The sequence below is a fragment of the Rhodosalinus sp. genome (assembly GCF_046542825.1).
Classification (GTDB): domain Bacteria; phylum Pseudomonadota; class Alphaproteobacteria; order Rhodobacterales; family Rhodobacteraceae; genus Rhodosalinus.
The window spans coordinates 1-18,702 of sequence record NZ_JBKHAQ010000052.1 but is presented as its reverse complement, the minus strand read 5'-3'; the positions used below and the strand labels follow the sequence as shown (position 1 = coordinate 18,702).

Sequence of the window (18,702 nt, the reverse complement as noted above, 5' to 3'; positions counted from 1 at the left end):
CTCGACAGCCCGCGCGGCCGCATCTACCTGATGAAGGACATGCTCGAGGCAGGGCGCGTGCCGGACGACAAGACGGTGCTGCACATCGACCGCTGCCTGTCGTGCCTCGCCTGCATGACGACCTGCCCCTCCGGCGTGCATTACATGCATCTGGTCGATCACGGCCGCGCCTACATCGAAGAGCACTACCGCCGGCCCTGGCGGGACCGGGCGCTGCGCTGGCTGCTGGCGCGCGTGCTGCCCTATCCGGGGCGCTTCCGTCTGGCACTTCTTGCCGCGAAGATGGGCCGCCCCTTCCGCCGCCTGGTGCCCGATGCGCGGCTGCGCGCAATGCTCGACATGGCGCCCGCGCGCATCCCGCCGGTCAGCCGCAACGACGATCCGCAGGTCTTCCCGGCCGAAGGCGAGCGCCGGATGCGGGTGGCGCTGATGACCGGCTGTGCGCAGCGCGCGCTGAACACCGACATCAACGACGCGACGATCCGCGTGCTCACCCGGCTGGGCGCCGAGGTGGTGGTGGCCGAAGGCGCGGGCTGCTGCGGCGCGCTCACCCATCACATGGGCAAGGCGGACGAGAGTCATGCCAGCGCCGCGCGCAACATCCGCGCCTGGATGGCCGAGGCGCGTGGCGCCGGCCTCGACGCGGTGGTGATCAACACCTCCGGCTGCGGTACGACCGTCAAGGACTATGGCCACATGTTCCGCAACGAGTCCCTGGCCGAGGACGCGGCAGAGGTGAGCGGCATGGCACGGGACGTCTCGGAGGTGCTGAAGCTGCTGATGGGCGCGGAGACGCCGGCGCCGACCGACCAGCCCGCCGCCGACCGGATCGCCGGCACGGACCGCCGTCCGTCGCCCGCCCCCGGCCCCGGCCCCGGCGGGCTGCGCGTCGCCTATCATGCCGCCTGCTCGCTGCAGCACGGCCAGCAGATCAAGGCCGCGCCCAAGACCCTGCTCAAGCGCGCGGGCTTCGAGGTGGTGGAGCCCGCCGACAGCCACCTCTGCTGCGGCTCGGCGGGCACCTACAACCTGATGCAGCCCACGATTTCCGCCGAACTGAAAGCGCGCAAGGTCGCCACGCTGGAGGCGAAGGCGCCACAGGTCATCGCCACCGGCAACATCGGCTGCATGATGCAGATCGGCGGCGCGACGGAAATCCCCGTGGTGCATACCGTCGAGCTTCTGGACTGGGCGACCGGCGGACCGCGTCCGCCCGCGCTGGCGCGGGCGGACACCTGAGCGGCGCAGGCGCACCCTTTCCCTCGGGCGTCCCGGCACACGGGCGCATCCGTCCCGCGTCCCGCGGCCATCGACCGCACCGTCGCGCCGGAATGGCGGTTCTGATGGAGGGCCGCGGCGGCGCCCACTGCGGGATCTCGCCCCTGCTTTCAATGGTCTTCAAATACCCATGCAACGCTTCGATCAGGCGGCGGGCCCACGGCGCAGCGGCGACATGGGTATTTGCAGACCATTGAAAGACGCAGGCCCTCCGCCGGGACGCCCCCCGGCCCGAAAGCCTCGCCGGTGCCGGCCGGTGGTGCGGCATGACGTTGCCGGCAGGCGTTGAGGCGCGGCGCGACGGCAGTGTCGCCAAACGCCGCGTTCCGCGTGCTGGCGCGCCCCGATGGCCAAGCCCGCGTTCCGGCAGTCCATGCCGCCGCCGTGCAGGCTCGACCTTCGCCCTAATTTCGCCTCACCGCGCGCCTAGCAGGCCGTCAACCCGACCAAGGAGATGCCCATGCGCCTGATCGCCGCCGTGCTCGCCCTCGCGCTCGCCGCAACCGGGGCGCTTGCCCAAAACCGGCTCGAGACGCTGGATACCGGCGACAAGAGCCGCGGCTGGGAGGCGGTGGGCCGGCTGGACATCGGCGGCACGGGGTTCTGCACCGGCGCGCTGATCGCCCCCGACCTGGTCCTGACGGCGGCGCATTGCCTATTCGACAAGGACAGCGGCGCGCGGCTCGACCACCGCGAGATCACCTTCCTTGCGGGCTGGCGCAACGGCCGGGCAGAGGCCTATCGCGCGATTCGCCGCGCCGTGGCGCATCCCAACTACGTCTACCAGAGCGAGACAGGGCCGCTGCGCGTGCAGAACGACGTGGCGCTTCTGGAACTCGTCCGGCCGATCCGCAACACCACCGTCATTCCCTTTGCCACGGGCGCCCAACCGGGTCCGGGCGCGGAGATCGGCGTCGTGTCCTATGCGCGCGACCGGGCAGAGGCGCCCTCGCTGCAGGAGGTCTGCAGGGTGCGCGCGCGACAGTCGGGCGTGCTGGTGATGGATTGCGATGTCGATTTCGGCGCCTCCGGGGCGCCGGTCTTTTCCATCGGGCCGGAGGGGCCGCGCATCGTCTCGGTCGTCAGCGCCATGGCCGAGATGGCGGGGCGCAAGGTCTCGCTCGGGACCGCGCTGGAGGGTCCGCTCGCGCTCTTGCACGCCGAGCTTGCCGCAGGCCGGGGCCTGGCCCCGGGCGACGCGCCGTCCGTGCGCCGGATTCGCGTGGGCGAGGAGACACGCAAGGACATGGGCGCGAAATTCGTCACCGCCGAGTGAGCGCGCGGACCTCTTGAAAGCGGGCCGCCCCGCGCCCACATGCCCGCCGCGCAGGGTGCCGACGCCGGGCCCTGCGCGCCGCAATCGCCTGTCCCGTGCCGGGAGGGCGTCCGAAGGTATCGCTCACAGGAGGATGACCAGGATGCGCAGTTTCGATCCTGCACCGCTCTACCGGGCCACGGTCGGTTTCGACCGTCTGGCCGATCTGATGGACCGCGTGCTGACCACAGAGGTCAGCCAGCCCACCTATCCCCCCTACAACATCGAGAAGACGGACGAGAGCCATTACCGCATCTCGATCGCGGTGGCCGGCTTCTCGGCCGACGACCTGTCGGTCGAGGTGAAGGAGAACGCGCTCGTCGTCTCGGCCCGCAAGGCCGAAGAGGACGAGGCCCGCACCTTCCTGCACCGCGGCATCGCCACCCGCGCCTTCGAGCGGCGGTTTCACCTGGCCGACCATGTGCGCGTGACCGGCGCGAGCCACGCCGACGGAATGCTGCACATCGACCTCGAGCGCGAGATCCCCGAGGCGCTGAAGCCGCGTCGCATCGCGATCTCGAAGGCCGAGGACACGGCCACGCAAAAGGATGTGGTCGACGCCGAAACGGTGAACTGAGCCGCGCGCTCGCGCGAGGCAAGGGGCGCGCTCCGCTGAGGGGCGCGCCTGTCCTGTCAGGCCGCAAAGACCCGGCTGGGGTGCAATTCACCCCCCTTGTAGCGGCCCACGGCAACCGCGCGGCCATCCGCGGCGGCCCAGCATTCCTCGCCGTAGTCCAGATCCTGCGCGATCACCGGCGCCGGGTTGCCGTTGCGCAGCCGCGGCACGCTGGCCTCGAGCGCGCGCACCTGCGGCAGATCGGCAAGCCCGGCCTCCAGCGGCAGAAGCCGTGCGTCGAGCTCCGGGCTGCCGGCCAGCCTGCGCACCTCGTCGAGCGAGATCCCGTCTTCGGCCGAAAACGGCCCGGACCAGATCCGGCGCAGCGCGGTGACATGCCCGTAACACCCCAGCGCCTCGCCCAGGTCGCGGGCCACGGCACGCACATAGCCGCCCTTGCCGCAGACCATCTCCAGCTCCGCGTGGTCCGCGTCGGGCCGGTCGGCCAGGATCAGCGATTCCACCCAGAGCGGCCGCGCCTGCAACTCCGCCGCTTCCCCCTTGCGTGCCAGCGCATAGGCGCGCTGGCCTTCGACACGCACCGCCGAATAGGCCGGCGGCACCTGCATGATCTCGCCCACGAAAGCGTTGAGCGCCTCCTTGATCGCCTCGTCCGTGGGGCGGCGGTCGCTCTCCGCGATCACCGCGCCCTCGGCGTCGTCGGTCTCGGTCGCCTGCCCGAAGCGCACGGTGAAGGTATAGGCCTTGAGCGCATCGGTGACGTAAGGCACGGTCTTCGTCGCCTCGCCCAGCGCCACCGCCAGAACGCCGGTCGCCGCCGGGTCGAGCGTGCCGGCATGCCCCGCCTTCTTCGCGTCGAGCGCGCGGCGCACGATGTTGACCACGTCGGTCGACCCCACGCCCGCCGGCTTGTCCACCACCAGCCAGCCGGAAATGTCGCGCCCCTTGCGCCGCCGTGCCATGCCCATGCCTCACATGCTGCCCCGGAAAGTTCGGCCGGTTAGCCGCTCGGGCCGCGCCCGTCAATCCGGCCGCGGTGGACAGCCTCGCGCCCCGCGCCTACACCGCGCCGCATGACCGATGCCTATCAGCCGCCGCAGGACCCGCTGGCGATCCTGCACGCCGACCACGAGATCCTCGTGGTGGACAAGCCCGCCGGGCTGCTCTCGGTCCCCGGCCGGGGCGAGCATCTGGCGGACTGCCTGCTGGCAAGGGTGCAGGCGGCCTTCCCCGAGGCGCTGCTGGTCCACCGGCTGGACCGCGACACCTCGGGCGTGATGGTCTTCGCGCTCACCCACCCCGCGCAGCGCAATCTCGGGCTGCAGTTCGAGCGCCGGAAGGTGCGCAAGACCTATGTCGCCCGCCTCTGGGGCGACCTGGCCCAGGACAGCGGAGAGGTCGACCTGCCGCTGATCGTCGACTGGCCCAACCGGCCGAAACAGAAGGTCTGCCATGAGACCGGCAAGCCCGCGCTCACCCGCTGGCGCGTGCAGCGTCGGGCACCGGGAGAGACCCGCGTCAAGCTGATGCCGCACACCGGCCGCAGCCACCAGTTGCGCGTCCACATGGCGGCGCTGGGCCACCCGGTGCTGGGCGATCCCTTCTACGCCGAGGGTCCGGCGCGCCAGCATCCCCGCATGATGCTGCATTCAGAGGAACTGCGCCTGCACCACCCCGACGGGGGCGCCGGCACCACCTTCCGCGCGCCGGCGCCCTTCTGACCGCGTCAGAGCGGCCGCGCCGCCCGCCGACGCGCGAACGCGCGATGCGCGGCACGCACCGGCTCTTTCAATGGTCCACAAATACCCATGCGGCCCCTCATCCGGCGCCGCGCTTGACACGCCGGGCGCCCCCGGCCACCCCTGCACATCCTGACGACCGGGAGGGACGCGATGGACTGGCAGGCATTTCCCCGATGGGGCCGCAAGGTGGCGGACTGGGCGGCCGCCTATCACGGCGGCCTGCGCGACAGGCCCGTGCGCGCGCCCCTCGACCCCGGCGCCACCCTGCGCGCGCTGCCCGCCGCACCGCCAGAGGCGCCCGAGCCGATGGAGACGATCTGGCAGGATTTCGAGCGCATCGTGATGCCCGGCATCACGCATTGGCAGCACCCGCGCTTCTTCGCCTATTTCAACTCCAATGCCGCGCCCGCCTCGGTGCTGGCGGAATACCTCGCCGCCACCATCGCGCCGCAGTGCATGCTCTGGCAGACCTCGCCCGCCGCGACGGAGATGGAGACGCGGATGATGGAGTGGCTGGCGCAGGCCGTGGGCCTGCCGACCGGCTTTCATGGCGTGATCCAGGACAGCGCCAGTTCCGCCACGCTCGCCGCGGTGCTCACCATGCGCGAGCGCGCGCTGGGCTGGGCCGGCAACGCGCAGGGGCTGCCCGGACAGAAACACCTCCGCATCTACTGCTCGTCCGAGGTGCATTCCTCCATCGACCGCGCGATCTGGGTCGCGGGGATCGGGCAGGACAACCTCGTGAAACTGCCCGTGCAGGGGCCCCTGCGCGCGATGGACGCCTTCGCGCTGGAGCGCGCGATCGAGCAGGACAAGGCGGAGGGGGTCGTGCCCGCAGGCATCGTCGCCTGCACCGGCGCGACCGGCATGGGCGCCTGCGACAATGTGGCGGCAATCTGCGAAGTGGCCCGCAAGCACGGGCTCTACGTGCACGTCGATGCCGCCTGGGCGGGCAGCGCGATGCTCTGCCCCGAGTTCCGTGAGCTCTGGACGGGTGTGGAGCAGGCGGACTCGGTCGTGTTCAACCCGCACAAGTGGATGGGCGCGCAGTTCGACTGTTCCGCGCATTTCGTCCGCGCGCCCGAGGATCTGACCCGCACGCTCGCCATCCAGCCGGAATACCTCAGGACCCACGGCGCGGACGGGGTGATCGACTATTCCGAATGGTCGATCCCGCTGGGCCGACGCTTTCGCGCGCTGAAGCTGTGGTTCCTGATCCGGGCCCACGGGCTCGAAGGGCTGCGCGGGATGATCCGCAACCATGTCGCCTGGAGCCGCGCGCTTTGCGAGAGGCTGCGCGATGCGCCGGGCATCGAGATCGTGACCGAACCCGTGCTGTCGCTCTTCACCTTTCGCCTGTCGGGGGAGGACGCAGAAACGCGCACGCTTGCGCTGCTGCAGCGCATCAACGACGACGGGCGCATCTACCTGACCCAGACGAAGGTGGACGGCCAGCTTGTCATCCGCTTCCAGGCGGGGCAGTTCTGCGCCGAGGCGCGGGATTTCGACACCGCCTTCGACACGATCACCGAACTGGCCGGAAAGGTCTAGGCCGATGGCCGCGCCGCACAACAGCTTCAAGGCCGCGCTCGCCCGCGGCGAGACGCGCTTCGGCCTCTGGCTGGGCTTCGCACATCCCTACCCGGCCGAGATCGCGGGGCACACGGGCTTCGACTGGCTGGTGATCGACGGCGAACATGCGCCCAACGACCTGCCCACGATCGCCGCACAGCTTCAGGTGCTGGACCCGCTGCCGGCCGATGCCGTCGTGCGGCTGCCGATGGGCGAGGACTGGGCCATCAAGCAGGTGCTGGACGCGGGCGCGCAGACGCTGCTGATCCCGATGGTCGAGTCCGCGGCACAGGCGCACGCGCTGGTGCGCGCCACGCGCTACCCGCCCCAGGGCATCCGCGGCATGGGCGCGGGGTTCGCTCGCGCCTCGCGCTTCGGCGGCGCGGCCGATTACGCCACCACGGCCAACGCAGAGATCTGCCTGCTCGTGCAGGTCGAGACGCGCGCCGGCCTCGCCGCGCTGGACGACATCCTTGCGGTCGAAGGGGTGGACGGCGTCTTCATCGGGCCTGCGGACCTCTCGGCCGACATGGGCTATCCGGGCCGCGCCGAAGTCCCGGAGGTGCAGACCGCGATCGAGGACGCGCTGCGCCGCATCCGCGCGGCCGGCAAGGCGCCGGGCATCCTGTCCACGGACGACGAGGCCGTGAGCCGCTATCTCGACTGCGGCGCACAGTTCGTCGCGGTGGGCATCGACGTGTCGATCCTGTCGGCCGCGCTCCGCGCGCGGGCGGCGCGCTGGACGAAAGGCTGAGGCGCGCGAAGGCAGGCACTTGGCCGTTCTTCGGACGGGCGGCGTGCCGCCACGAAATCCGTGCCATCCCGGCAGCACCCTCAGGGTGGCGCGATGCGTGACAGGCCGCTGCCCTTCGCGCCAGTGTCGCCGGTCATCGGATACGGCGCGGACCGGGATGGCCCCGGAAACCTCTCGCCACCGCGGGGCCAAGCCGTTAGCATCGCACAGCAACCACCGGGCGCGTCCCGGCCAGCCGAAGGAGGAGCGCATGGACGGCAACCGCCATGACAACGACATTTCCGCCGTGGTCGAGGCCGACCGCGCGCATGTCTGGCACCACCTGATCCAGCACAAGCCCTTCGAGACCGGCGCGCCGCGCATCATCGTCGAGGGGCGCGGCATGTCCGTGTGGGACCAGAACGGCAAGGAGCACCTCGACGCGGTCTCCGGCGGGGTCTGGACGGTGAACGTGGGCTACGGGCGCGAACGCATCGCCGACGCGGTGCGCGAGCAGCTCGTGAAGCTCAACTATTTCGCGGGCGCCGCCGGCACGATCCCCGGCGCGCGCTTCGCCGAGGCGCTGATCGACAAGATGCCGGGTCTGTCCCGCGTCTACTACTGCAACTCCGGCTCGGAGGCGAACGAGAAGGCCTTCAAGATGGTCCGCCAGATCGCGCAGAAGCGCTATGGGGGCCGGAAGCACAAGATTCTCTACCGCGACCGGGATTATCACGGCACCACCATCGGCTGCCTCAGCGCGGGCGGGCAGGACGAGCGCAACGCGCATTACGGCCCCTTCGCGCCGGGCTTCGTGCGGGTGCCGCACTGCCTCGAATACCGCCGCCACGAGCAGGAGGGCGCGCCGGAGGAGAACTACGGCCTCTGGGCCGCCGACCGGATCGAAGAGGTGATCCTGCGCGAGGGGCCGGACACGGTGGGCGCGCTGTGCCTAGAGCCGGTAACGGCGGGCGGCGGCGTGATCCCGCCGCCCTCGGGCTACTGGGAGCGGGTGCAGGAGATCTGCCGCAAGTACGACATCCTGCTGCACATCGACGAGGTGGTCTGCGGCGTGGGCCGCACCGGCGCCTGGTTCGGCTACCAGAACTACGGCGTGCAGCCCGACATGGTGACCATGGCGAAGGGCGTGGCCTCCGGCTACGCCGCCATCGCCTGCCTGGTGACGACCGAGGAGGTGTTTTCCATGTTCAAGGAGGCGCCGGAGGATCCGCTGGACTACTTCCGCGACATCTCGACCTTCGGGGGCTGCACTGCCGGGCCGGCTGCCGCGCTCGAGAACATGGCGATCGTCGAGGAAGAGGGCCTTCTGGCGAACACCCGCGCGATGGGCGACCGCCTGATGGAACGGCTGGCCGAACTCAAGGACAAGCACGCAGTCGTCGGCGACGTGCGCGGATCGGGTCTCTTCTGTGGCGCGGAACTGGTGGCCGACCGCGAAACGAAGGAGCCGGTGGACGAGAAGCTCGCGCAGAAGGTCGTTGGCGAATGCAACGCCGCCGGGGTCATCATCGGCGTCACCAACCGCTCGGTGCCGGGCCGGAACAACACGCTCTGCTTCTCGCCCGCGCTGATCGCCACCGCAAACGACATCGACCACATCGCGGCGACGGTGGACGATGCGCTGACGAAGGTCTTCGGCTGAAGCGTTCGGTGGCGGGCGCGGGACAATTCCCTTGCAAGGGAATTGAAGCCTTTTGCAAAAGGCTTCCCCGCGCCCGGCTCTGCGGTCCGGCCCCCTCGAATCCGATCGCGATCTGTCCTAGCTTCTGCCAAGCCGTGACGGAGGCGCGATGACCCGGTCCGAGCCCGCCCTCGATACCTCGCCGCGCATCTCCGACGAGGTGCGCAAGACGACCTGCTACATGTGCGCCTGCCGCTGCGGCATCGACGTGCACCTGAAGGACGGGCGCGTCACCTATATCGAGGGGAACCGGGACCACCCGGTGAACCGCGGCGTGCTCTGCGCAAAGGGCTCGGCGGGGATCATGCAGCACACCTCGCCCGCGCGGCTGCGCAAGCCGCTGCGCCGCGTGGGTCCCCGCGGGTCGGGCGAGTTCGAGGAAATCTCCTGGGACGAGGCGCTGGAAACGGCCGTGTCCTGGCTGAAGCCCCTGCGCGAGCAAGCGCCGGAGACGCTTGCCTTCTTCACCGGGCGCGACCAGTCGCAGAGCCTGACCAGCTGGTGGGCGCAGCAGTTCGGCACGCCCAACTATGCGGCCCACGGCGGCTTCTGCTCGGTCAACATGGCGGCCGCCGGGATCTGCACGATGGGCGGCGCCTTCTGGGAGTTCGGGCAGCCCGACTGGGAGCGCACGAAGCTTTTCGTGCTCTTCGGCGTGGCCGAGGACCACGATTCCAATCCGATCAAGATGGGGATCGGCCGGCTCAAGGACCGCGGCGCGCGGGTGGTGGGCGTGAACCCCATTCGCACCGGCTACAACGCGGTGGCCGACGACTGGATCGGGATCACGCCGGGCACCGACGGGCTGCTGATCCTGTCGCTGATCCACGAGTTGCTGCGCGCGGGCAGGATCGACCTCGACTATCTCGCGCGCTGGACCAACGCGCCGGTGCTGGTGAACGCCGACCCAAGGTCGCACGAACAGGGCCTCTTCCTGCGCGACGAGGACGGAAAGCCGCTCGTGCTGGACCGTCGCACGGGAAAGCCCGCGCCCTTCGATGCGGCGGGCGTGCGGCCCGACCTTGCCGGGACATGGCGGCGCGCCGGCATCACGCACCGGCCGGTCATGCACCTGATCGCCGAACGATACCTGGATCCGGCCTATGCGCCCGAGGCGGTGGCGGATCGCTGCGGCGTGCCCGCCGGCCGCATCCGCGCGCTGGCTGCCGAACTGGCCCGCGTGGCCTTCGACGAGGCGGAAGAGCTGCCCTTTCCCTGGGAGGATTTCCGCGGCGAGCGGCACGCGAGCGTCACGATGCGGCCCGTCAGCTTTCACGCCATGCGCGGCATCTCGGCCCACTCGAACGGCTTCCAGACGGCGCGGGCGCTGCACCTTCTCCAGATCCTGCTGGGCACGGTCGAGCGGCCCGGCGGCTTCCGCTTCAAGCCGCCCTATCCCAAGCCGCCAGAGGCGCATCCGCGCCCGCACGCGCGGTGCGAGGCGGGCCAGCCGCTGGGCGGCCCGCACCTGGGCTTTCCGCTCGGGCCGGAGGATCTTGCCCTCGATGACGACGGGCGGCCGCAACGCATCGACAAGGCCTTTACCTGGGAGAATCCGCTGTCGGCGCATGGGCTGATGCACATGGTGATCCCGAACGCCCACGCCGGCGATCCCTACAGGATCGACACGCTCTTCATGTACATGGCGAACATGGCGTGGAACTCGTCGATGAACACGCGCGGCGTGATCGAGATGCTGACGGACACCGACGAGGCCGGCGACTACGTCATCCCCCGGATCATCTATTCGGACGCTTACGCATCGGAAATGGTGGCCTATGCCGACCTGATCCTGCCCGACACCACCTATCTGGAGCGGCACGACTGCATCTCGCTCCTCGACCGCCCGATCTCGGAGGCGGACGCCGCGGCGGACGCGATCCGCTGGCCGGTGGTGGCGCCCGACCGCGACGTGCGCGGGTTCCAGTCCGTGCTGCTCGACCTTGGCGCGCGGCTGGGCCTGCCGGGCTTCGTGGACGAAAGCGGCGCGCCGAAATACGCCGATTATGCCGACTACATCGTGAACCACGAACGCCGTCCCGGCGTCGGCCCGCTGGCCGGCTGGCGGACGGGCGAACGCGGGCTGGTGCACGGGCGTGGGGCGCCCAACGGCGGGCAGATCGACACCTACAAGGCGGGCGGCGGCTTCTTCCTGGCCGAGATCCCGGAAGAGGCGCGCTACATGCGCCCCTGGAGCCGCGCCTATCAGGACTGGGCGGTGGCGATGGGCTTCTACGACGCGCCGCAGCCCTACCTCTTCCAGCTCTATTCCGAGCCGCTTCGCCGCTTCCAGCGGGCAGCGGAGGGGGTGGGCGAGCGCCAGCCGCCCGAACATCTGCGCGAACGGATCAAGGCGACGCTGACGCCCCTGCCGGTGTGGTATCCGCCCTTCACCGACGGTCACGCAGATCCTGTGGAATACCCGCTGCACGCGCTGACCCAGCGGCCGATGGCGATGTATCACTCCTGGGGCTCGCAGAACGCCTGGCTGCGGCAGATCCACGGCATCAACCCGCTCTACATGCATCCCGAGCTGATGGCGCGGCACGGGCTGCGCGACGGCGACTGGGCACGCGTCACCTCGGCCACGGGCGAGATCACGGTGCCGGTCGCCGCGATGGCCGCGCTCAACCCCGCCACGGTCTGGACCTGGAACGCGATCGGCAAGCGCAAGGGCGCCTGGGCGCTCGACCGGGACGCGCCGGAGGCGACGAAGGGCTTCCTGCTCAACCACCTGATCCACGAGTTGCTGCCCGAACGCGGCGACGGGCTGCGCTGGGCCAACTCCGATCCGGTGACAGGGCAGGCCGCATGGTTCGACCTGCGCGTGAAGATCGAGAAATCGAAGCCGCCGGACGAGGCACTGCCCCTGTTCGATCCCGTTTTCGTGCGAGGTGCCCCGTGAGACTCTTCCTGCTGCAGCGGTTAATCGCCCTGCGCGGTCCCGTCTCCGCCGCGGCGCGCAAGCGCCGGATGGCCGAGTTCACGGGCCGGATGCGGCCGCAGGGCGGAGAGCGGATCATCGACCTTGGCGGTACGCCCGGCTTCTGGGACGGCTGCGCCATCCCGCTCGACATCACCGTGATCAATCTGCCCGGGATCAACCCGCCCGAAGCGCCGCCCTCGCATCACCGGATCGCGCTGGTCGATGGCGATGCCTGCGCGGTGGACTTCGCCGCTGACATGAGCTTCGACATCGCGTTCTCGAACAGCGTGATCGAGCATGTGGGCGATGCGGAAAAGCGCGCGGCCTTCGCCGGAGAGGTCCGGCGCCTGGCACCTGCGTGGTGGGTGCAGACACCGTCGATCTGGTTCCCGATCGAGGCGCATTGCCACATGCCGTTCTGGTGGTTCTATCCCGAACGCACCCGCGCCGCCTGCATACGCCGCTGGCACCGGGACATTCCCGCCTGGGCGGACATGGTCGCGGGGACCACCATCGTCCGGCGGGAAGAACTGGAGAGCTTGTTCCCGGACGGTACGATCTGGCGCGAGTGGAAGGCGGGCTTCGTGAAAAGCTATGTGACCTACAAGCCGCAACCCGCAGCCGCAAAGCTGCCCAGGGCCTCATGACCGATCTGCCCGACACCACCGACCGCAGGCTTGGCCTGGTGATCGATCTCGACACCTGCGTGGGCTGTCATGCCTGCGTGATCGCCTGCAAGGGCTGGAACGATCAGGCCTATGGCGCGCCGCTTTCCGATCAGGATCCCTATGGCGCGGACCCTTCGGGCACCTTTCTCAACCGCGTGCACTCCTACGAGGTCGCGCCAGACGACGGGCCGCCGCAACTGGTGCATTTCCCGAAGTCCTGCCTGCATTGCGAGGACGCGCCCTGCGTCACCGTCTGTCCCACGGGCGCCTCGTACAAACGGTCCGAGGACGGCATCGTGCTGGTCGAGGAAGACGCCTGCATCGGCTGCGGCCTCTGCGCCTGGGCCTGCCCATACGGCGCGCGCGAGATGGACGCAGCGGCCGGCGTGATGAAGAAATGCACCCTCTGCGTGGACCGCATCTACAACGAGCACCTGGCACCGGAGGACCGCGAACCCGCCTGCGTGCGCACCTGTCCCGCCGGTGCGCGGCACTTCGGCGATCTGGCCGACCCGGAGAGTGCGGTCTCGCAACTCGTCGCCGAGAGGGGCGGCCTGGATCTGATGCCGGAGCAGGGCACGAAGCCCGTGAACAAGTACCTGCCGCCGCGCGAGCGCGACCGGATGCCCGCGGCCCCCGCGCTGGAGCCCGTGGCGGAGGAACTGCGCGGCTTTCTCGGCTGGCTCGACCGGACGCTGGACAGGCTGCCGGGGGGCGGCGACTGATGCATCCGGCGCCGTCGCTGCTGATCTTCACGACGCTCTCGGGGGCGGGGCTTGGCTTTCTCTTCTTCCTGGGGCTCGGGATGCCCGCGCCCACCGGCTGGGTCGCCTTCGGCTATTTCGCGCTGGCCTATGCGCTGGCGGCGGGGGGGCTTTCGGCCTCGGCCTTCCACCTCGGCCACCCGGAGCGCGCGCTGAAGGCCTTCACGCAGTGGCGGTCGAGCTGGCTGTCGCGCGAGGCCTGGGCAGCGGTGGCAACCCTCGTCGTGATGGCGCTCTATGGCACGGGGCTGGTGTTCTTCGGCGCGCGCCTTGTGCCGCTGGGCTGGATCGGTGCCGGGCTGGCGCTGGCCACGGTCGTCACCACCTCGATGATCTACACGCAGATGAAGGCCGTGCCGCGCTGGCACACGCCGCTGACCCCTGCCCTCTTCCTTGCGATTTCGCTGGCCGGCGGCGCGCTCTTCGCCGGCGAGAGCGGCGCGGCGCGGGTTCTGCTGGTGATCGCGCTGGCGCTGCAACTGGCATGGTGGGTCCGGGGGGACGGTGCCTTCGCCGCCTCGGGCACGGACATGGGCACGGCGACGGGGCTGGGCACGCGGGGCCGCCTGCGCAGTTTCGAGCCGCCGCACACCGGGCCCAACTACCTCTTGCGCGAGATGGTCTTCGTCGTGGGACGGCGCCACGCCACGCGGCTGCGCGTGGCGGCGGTGATCCTGATGACGATTCTGCCGCTGATCCTGCTGTCGCCGCCCTTCGGCAAGGTCGGCGCGGGCCTTGCAGCGCTGGTGCATCTCTGCGGCGTCGCGGTGTCGCGCTGGCTGTTCTTCGCCGAGGCGGAGCACGTCGTGGGTCTCTACTACGGTGCGCGCTGAAGGCTCATCGCGCCCCTGCGGGCGCTCTTCGCGCCGGCCCTCTCCGGCGATCCCGCCCAAGCGGCCGCGCCAGGTCGGCGCGAAGAGGGACCGCAAGGGACCGATAAGCGCCTGTCTCAGCCGGGCTCGTTCTTCCACCACCGGCGCAGGCGCGCGCCGCGCCTGGACACGCCGTCCGAGAAATCGGCCACGCTGTCGCCCATCTCTTCCAGCACCGGGTCGACCCTGCGGCGGCGAAAGCGGCGCCAGCGCACCCAGATGCCCCAGACGAAGGCCGCCAGCAGCGTGAGGATCACGATGTTGAGCCAGGGGATGATCCGTTCGTCCGGTCCCTCGGCCAGCCGCACGTCGACCGCGTTGGGATAGATCGACATGAACTCGTTGCGCCAGCCGTAATGGCGCACCACCACCCAGCGGGGGTCGTCCTGGACCGAGCGCAGGTCGTTCGCGTCGGCCTGCAGGTTGGCGGAGTCGAACTTGAAGTAGGGTGGCCAGCCCCAGCCTGTATCCTCGTTGCGGTAGATCATCGGGCGCCCGTTGGCCCGACGTGTCTGGATGAAGAACACGTCACGCCCGCGCACCTCGGTCGCCATGCCCGAGGATTCAGAGGCCCAGAACAGCGAATTCTCGCCGTAGTCCACCCGCGTCTCGTAGGTGTCGGTGATCCGCACGATGTCGTGCTGCGGCAGCGTGTAGTGCAGAAAGGCCGCCACGACCGCCCAGAAGGCGATGATGAGCGCCCATTTCAGATAGACCATCGCCGCCTCCTCAGTCGAAATTCGTCAGATAGATGATCGCGGCCACGACCACCGTGGGCACCACGTAGACCCCCAGCAGCAGCTTGCGGCGGATCGAGCCGTCGTAGCGTTCCAGCCCGCGGCGGACGAAAGCCTCGCGGTCGCCGATGCGGCCCTTCTCGGCCCAGCGCTGTTCCAGCCGCTCGCGCCGCACGGCGCGCGACCAGAGCGACAGGCTGACGTAGATCACCGTCAGCACGATGAAGCCCACGATCACAAGCCGTGCAAGTGCCGCCACGCCGCTCTCCTTTCGGGCCGGCCGGCCCGTTCGACCACACGGCCTTGATACGCGCCGGAGCGTGCTGCCGCAACGCGGCACTTGGCCTGCGCGCCTGCGGCTCCGGAGCCCACGCGGCCCTCTGTCTGGCATCGGTTCGCTCCCGGATCGCATCGGGGACCGCGTTGGCGTTGCGGTGCAGGCCGGGGGGACAGGATGTCGCCCCCCGTCGCGCTGCCCGAGATTCTCGGCGACCGGGAAGGCGGCCGCCGCGGGCAGTGGCGGCCGGAGCACGAACAGGGTCAAGGTCCCTGTGTGAGACGGCGGGGGAACCGCCGCCCTGCCTCGACCGGAGCTTTGCGCCTCAGTCGATCACGTTATGCTCCGGACCGTAGGGGAAACCCGTGATGTTCTCCGGCGCGTCTTCGGTCACGATCAGGATGTCGTGCTCGCGGTAGCCGCCCGCGCCGGGCTGCCCCTCGGGGATTGTCAGCATCGGCTCCATCGAGATCACCATGCCCGGCTCCAGCACGGTGTCGATATCCTCGCGCAGCTCCAGCCCCGCCTCGCGGCCATAGTAATGCGAGAGGATGCCGAAGCTGTGGCCATAGCCGAAGCTGCGATACTGCAGCAGGCCGCGCTCTTCGAGAAAGGCGTTGATGCGCTGCGCGACCTCGGCGCAGGTGATGCCCGGCCGCAGGAGCGAGATGCCGTATTCATGCGCCGCGACATTCGCCTCCCAGGTCCGCAGGCTCTCGGTGTCGGGCTCCCCAAGGAAGAGCGTGCGTTCCAGCGCCGTGTAATAGCCCGAAATCATCGGGAAGGTGTTGAGGCTGAGGATGTCGCCGCGGCGCAGGCGCCGCGCGGTGACCGGGTTGTGCGCCCCGTCGGTGTTGATCCCCGACTGGAACCAGACCCAGGTGTCGCGGTATTCGGCTTGCGGAAACCGGCGGGCGATCTCGGCCTCCATCGCGTCGCGCCCGGCCATGGCGACGTCGATCTCGCGCGCGCCCTCGCGGATCGCGTCGCGGATGGCGTGACCGCCCACGTCGGCCACCGCCGCGCCCTCACGGATCAGCGCGATCTCGGCCGGCGACTTGGCGATCCGCTGGCGCATGGCGGCGGGCGCGATGTCCGTGACCGAGGCAGGCGCCAGATGCACGTCGAGTTCCGCCCGCGCGGCCAGCGCCAGGTGATCGCCCTCGATCCCCAGCCGGCGGCCGGTGCCCGCCACATGCCGGACCGCGCGCCAGAAGTTGCCGCGTGCCCAGTCGGTGTAGGTCAGCGCATCGCCGTGGCAGCGCCGCCAGGGCTGGCCGCCGTCGATGCCGGCCGCGATGGTCACGGCGGTATCGGGCGTCACGACCAGCCCGTAGGGCCGGCCGAAGGCGCAGTAGAGAAAGCCGGAGTAGTAGGCCACGTTGTGCATCGAGGTCAGAAGCGCGGCCTCGACACCGGCCTCGGCCATGCTGCGGCGCAGGCCGGCGAGGCGGGTTTCGTATTCCTCGGGCGCGAAGGGCAGCGGGGCCTTTTCGCCGTTGGGGAAGCGGTAGAATGCGGGGCGTTCGGTCACGGACGACCCTCCCTCGAAAGAAAGGTCCCGGCGTTCAGGACAGCCAGGGGGCGCACCCGGACCCGGGTGTGGCGACGCCATCGCCCCGCCCCCGGGCCTGTCTTGCCGCAGCGGCGGGTCCCGCGCAAGGCGCTTGGAAGCGCCTTGCAACGCGCTTTCTTCAAGCGCGTTGCGCCCGCTCACGCGGGCGGGGCGCCGGCGAAGGTCGTCCGTTTCAGCAGCCGGCGGCGGCCGTCGTGGTCGTTGCCAGGTCGTGCAGCGTGAGGCGGTTGTCCCGGATCGCCACGTCGCCCGCCCGCCAGCGCAGGCGACAGGAGATGTCGGGGCGGGTTGCATGTGCGGAGAGCGCGGCAAGGATCTGCGCGCTTTCCTCCTCGGTGAGACCGTCGAGCCGGGTGGTGTAGATCGGGTTCAGGAACAGCGCCTGCGCGCCCGTCCGCGGGCATGTTACGACTGCGGGATGGCGGGTTTTCCGGTCAGCCTCGGGGGCGCTGCGCGTCATGGCGATCGAACGGGGGCGACAGCCGACGCCTCCGCCGTCGCATCGTCCGGCGACGGGATCCGACGCCCGCGATCTCGGCGCCGCAAGAGCCTGTGAGGGGCAGAACGCGCATCCCGCGAAGCCTGCCGGCCCGCGGCGCGGCGGCAAGCCGCTCCCCGGCCCTGGCGGGCCGCGTCGCTCAGGTCAGCAGTGCCTGCGTCAGCGGGCTGTCGGGCTCGGCGAGCGGCTCGATGACGTTGAAATGGTGCTGCCCGCGGGGCGCGCGCCACTCGACGCCCCAGCAGGTTGCGAGCCTCTCGGCCTGGTCGAGAAACGCGGGCAGTTCCGCGCCGCCGACCCAGACCGTCACCGGCACCTGCGGCGCGGGCTGGTGTATGGGGCTCTCGGCCTCGGCTTCCTGCGGATCGATTTGCAGCACCTCGTTCATCGCGGTTTGCATCAGCGGCGCCAGATCGGCAACGGGCGAGATCGGAACCACCCGGGCGACGCGCGCCGCGACCGGGCCGGGCAGCATGCCGGGCGCGCACATCCGCGCCACGAGGTGGCCGCCGGCGGAATGCCCGGCCAACCGGATCGGCCCCTCGACCCGCGCGGCCATCGCCGGCACCGCCGCCGCGATCTGCCGGGTGATGTCGGCGATGCGCACCTCGGGGCAGAGCGTGTAGGATGGCATCGCCACCGCCCATCCGCGCGCCAGCGGTCCGGCGGCCAGATGCGACCACGTCGACTTGTCGAAGGCCTTCCAGTAGCCGCCGTGCACGAAGACGACGAGGCCCTGTGACGCGCCCTCCGGGTGGAAGAGATCGAACCGCTCGCGCGCATGCCCGCCATAAGCGAGATCGAGTTCGGCCCGTGACCCGAGGCCCTTGCGGAACGCCTCGGCCGCCGCGCTCCAGCGCGGCGGGTAGCCGGCCGAACCGGGCACATGATCGGCGTTGGAATAGGCGGCATCCATGTCCATCGGGGAACTCCGGGTTGCAGAAGGCGCTTCTTTCTAGTCAGACTCGGGTGAAGGCGCACGACCCAATTCCGCGGAGGACAGGATGCTGGACGAGACGACGAACCTCAAATCCCTTCTGAAGGATCCCGCGCTTCTGGCCGAGCGCGCCTATGTCAACGGCGAATGGGTCGAGGGCGAGAGCGGCGCCTTCGACGTGACGAACCCCGCGCGCGGCGATGTGATCGCCCGGGTGGCCGACTGTTCGCGCGCGCAGGTCGCGCGCGCCATCGACGCGGCTCATGCCGCGCAGAAGGAGTGGGCGGCGCACACCGGCAAGGAGCGCGCGGCGATCCTGCGGCGCTGGTTCGAGCTGATGATGGAACATCAGGAGGATCTGGCGATCCTGATGACCGCCGAGCAGGGCAAGCCGCTGGCCGAGAGCCGCGGCGAGATCGCCTATGCCGCGGCCTTCATCGAGTTCTCGGGCGAAGAGGCCAAGCGCATCTACGGCGAGACGATCCCGGGCCACCAGCGCGACAAGCGGATCACGGTGATCCGCCAGC

General features: G+C 70.2%; 18 protein-coding genes. 12 read left to right on the top strand and 6 right to left on the bottom strand.

The genetic code is table 11. The features are described from left to right. The 3 genes from glcF to ACLFOB_RS08575 form a co-directional block, all read left to right on the top strand. A partial coding sequence (gene glcF / locus ACLFOB_RS08585) for a glycolate oxidase subunit GlcF (protein WP_410925812.1) occupies window positions 1-1,239 on the top strand: 1,239 nt, incomplete at its 5' end. A gap of 499 nt (window positions 1,240-1,738) precedes the next feature. Next, entirely contained in the window at window positions 1,739-2,554 is an 816-nt protein-coding gene (locus tag ACLFOB_RS08580; protein WP_410925811.1) for a trypsin-like serine peptidase, read from the top strand. A 142-nt stretch (window positions 2,555-2,696) separates the two neighbouring features. Continuing rightward, complete coding sequence (locus tag ACLFOB_RS08575) at window positions 2,697-3,170, top strand: Hsp20 family protein (RefSeq protein WP_410916249.1); 474 nt, start codon at window positions 2,697-2,699, stop codon at window positions 3,168-3,170. Between the two features lie 56 nt (window positions 3,171-3,226). Here ACLFOB_RS08575 and truB read toward each other — a convergent pair whose 3' ends face one another. Beyond that, a complete protein-coding gene (gene truB / locus ACLFOB_RS08570; protein ID WP_410925810.1) occupies window positions 3,227-4,132 on the bottom strand; it encodes a tRNA pseudouridine(55) synthase TruB in 906 nt (301 codons plus the stop codon). Between the two features lie 111 nt (window positions 4,133-4,243). On the opposite strand from truB, the gene ACLFOB_RS08565 reads away from it, so the two are divergent. The 8 genes from ACLFOB_RS08565 (at window position 4,244) to ACLFOB_RS08530 (ending at window position 14,110) form a co-directional block, all read left to right on the top strand. Further along, the gene (locus ACLFOB_RS08565) at window positions 4,244-4,891 is read left to right on the top strand and encodes a pseudouridine synthase (RefSeq protein WP_410925809.1); all 648 of its coding nucleotides are present in this window, start codon (window positions 4,244-4,246) and stop codon (window positions 4,889-4,891) included. A 171-nt stretch (window positions 4,892-5,062) separates the two neighbouring features. Next, a complete protein-coding gene (locus ACLFOB_RS08560; RefSeq protein WP_410925808.1) occupies window positions 5,063-6,463 on the top strand; it encodes a pyridoxal phosphate-dependent decarboxylase family protein in 1,401 nt (466 codons plus the stop codon). Window positions 6,464-6,467: 4 nt separating this feature from the next. Next, window positions 6,468-7,238, top strand: a complete 771-nt coding sequence (locus tag ACLFOB_RS08555) for an HpcH/HpaI aldolase family protein (protein ID WP_410925807.1) — start codon at window positions 6,468-6,470, stop codon at window positions 7,236-7,238. A 250-nt stretch (window positions 7,239-7,488) separates the two neighbouring features. Further along, the gene (locus ACLFOB_RS08550) at window positions 7,489-8,880 is read left to right on the top strand and encodes an aspartate aminotransferase family protein (protein ID WP_410925806.1); all 1,392 of its coding nucleotides are present in this window, start codon (window positions 7,489-7,491) and stop codon (window positions 8,878-8,880) included. A 148-nt stretch (window positions 8,881-9,028) separates the two neighbouring features. Continuing rightward, window positions 9,029-11,824 (top strand): molybdopterin oxidoreductase family protein, encoded by a 2,796-nt coding sequence (locus ACLFOB_RS08545; RefSeq protein ID WP_410925805.1) that lies wholly within the window; start codon window positions 9,029-9,031, stop codon window positions 11,822-11,824. Continuing rightward, window positions 11,821-12,492, top strand: coding sequence for a class I SAM-dependent methyltransferase (locus ACLFOB_RS08540; protein ID WP_410916243.1), 672 nt, complete (start codon window positions 11,821-11,823; stop codon window positions 12,490-12,492). Before ACLFOB_RS08545 ends, ACLFOB_RS08540 begins: the two co-directional genes overlap by 4 nt. After that, window positions 12,489-13,238 (top strand): 4Fe-4S dicluster domain-containing protein, encoded by a 750-nt coding sequence (locus ACLFOB_RS08535; protein ID WP_410916242.1) that lies wholly within the window; start codon window positions 12,489-12,491, stop codon window positions 13,236-13,238. The genes ACLFOB_RS08540 and ACLFOB_RS08535 overlap by 4 nt, the downstream gene beginning before the upstream one ends. Further along, the gene (locus ACLFOB_RS08530; protein ID WP_410925804.1) at window positions 13,238-14,110 is read left to right on the top strand and encodes a dimethyl sulfoxide reductase anchor subunit family protein; all 873 of its coding nucleotides are present in this window, start codon (window positions 13,238-13,240) and stop codon (window positions 14,108-14,110) included. The genes ACLFOB_RS08535 and ACLFOB_RS08530 overlap by 1 nt, the downstream gene beginning before the upstream one ends. Before the next feature lie 116 nt (window positions 14,111-14,226). On the opposite strand, the gene ACLFOB_RS08525 is transcribed toward ACLFOB_RS08530, so the two are convergent. The 5 genes from ACLFOB_RS08525 to ACLFOB_RS08505 all read right to left on the bottom strand — a co-directional run bounded on the left by ACLFOB_RS08525 (window position 14,227) and on the right by ACLFOB_RS08505 (window position 18,160). After that, the gene (locus ACLFOB_RS08525) at window positions 14,227-14,868 is read right to left on the bottom strand and encodes a DUF1523 family protein (RefSeq protein ID WP_410916239.1); all 642 of its coding nucleotides are present in this window, start codon (window positions 14,866-14,868) and stop codon (window positions 14,227-14,229) included. A 10-nt stretch (window positions 14,869-14,878) separates the two neighbouring features. Beyond that, window positions 14,879-15,145 carry a hypothetical protein gene (locus tag ACLFOB_RS08520; protein ID WP_410916238.1) on the bottom strand — a complete coding sequence of 89 codons (267 nt, stop codon included), beginning with the start codon at window positions 15,143-15,145 and terminating at the stop codon, window positions 14,879-14,881. A 343-nt stretch (window positions 15,146-15,488) separates the two neighbouring features. After that, the gene (locus tag ACLFOB_RS08515) at window positions 15,489-16,697 is read right to left on the bottom strand and encodes an aminopeptidase P family protein (protein ID WP_410925803.1); all 1,209 of its coding nucleotides are present in this window, start codon (window positions 16,695-16,697) and stop codon (window positions 15,489-15,491) included. Between the two features lie 214 nt (window positions 16,698-16,911). Beyond that, window positions 16,912-17,199: a TauD/TfdA dioxygenase family protein gene (locus ACLFOB_RS08510; protein WP_410925802.1), complete on the bottom strand. Its 288-nt coding sequence runs from the start codon at window positions 17,197-17,199 to the stop codon at window positions 16,912-16,914. A gap of 178 nt (window positions 17,200-17,377) precedes the next feature. Further along, window positions 17,378-18,160 (bottom strand): alpha/beta hydrolase, encoded by a 783-nt coding sequence (locus ACLFOB_RS08505; RefSeq protein ID WP_410925801.1) that lies wholly within the window; start codon window positions 18,158-18,160, stop codon window positions 17,378-17,380. A gap of 82 nt (window positions 18,161-18,242) precedes the next feature. On the opposite strand from ACLFOB_RS08505, the gene ACLFOB_RS08500 reads away from it, so the two are divergent. After that, the coding region (locus tag ACLFOB_RS08500) for an aldehyde dehydrogenase family protein (protein ID WP_410925800.1) at window positions 18,243-18,702 on the top strand (460 nt) is incomplete at its 3' end.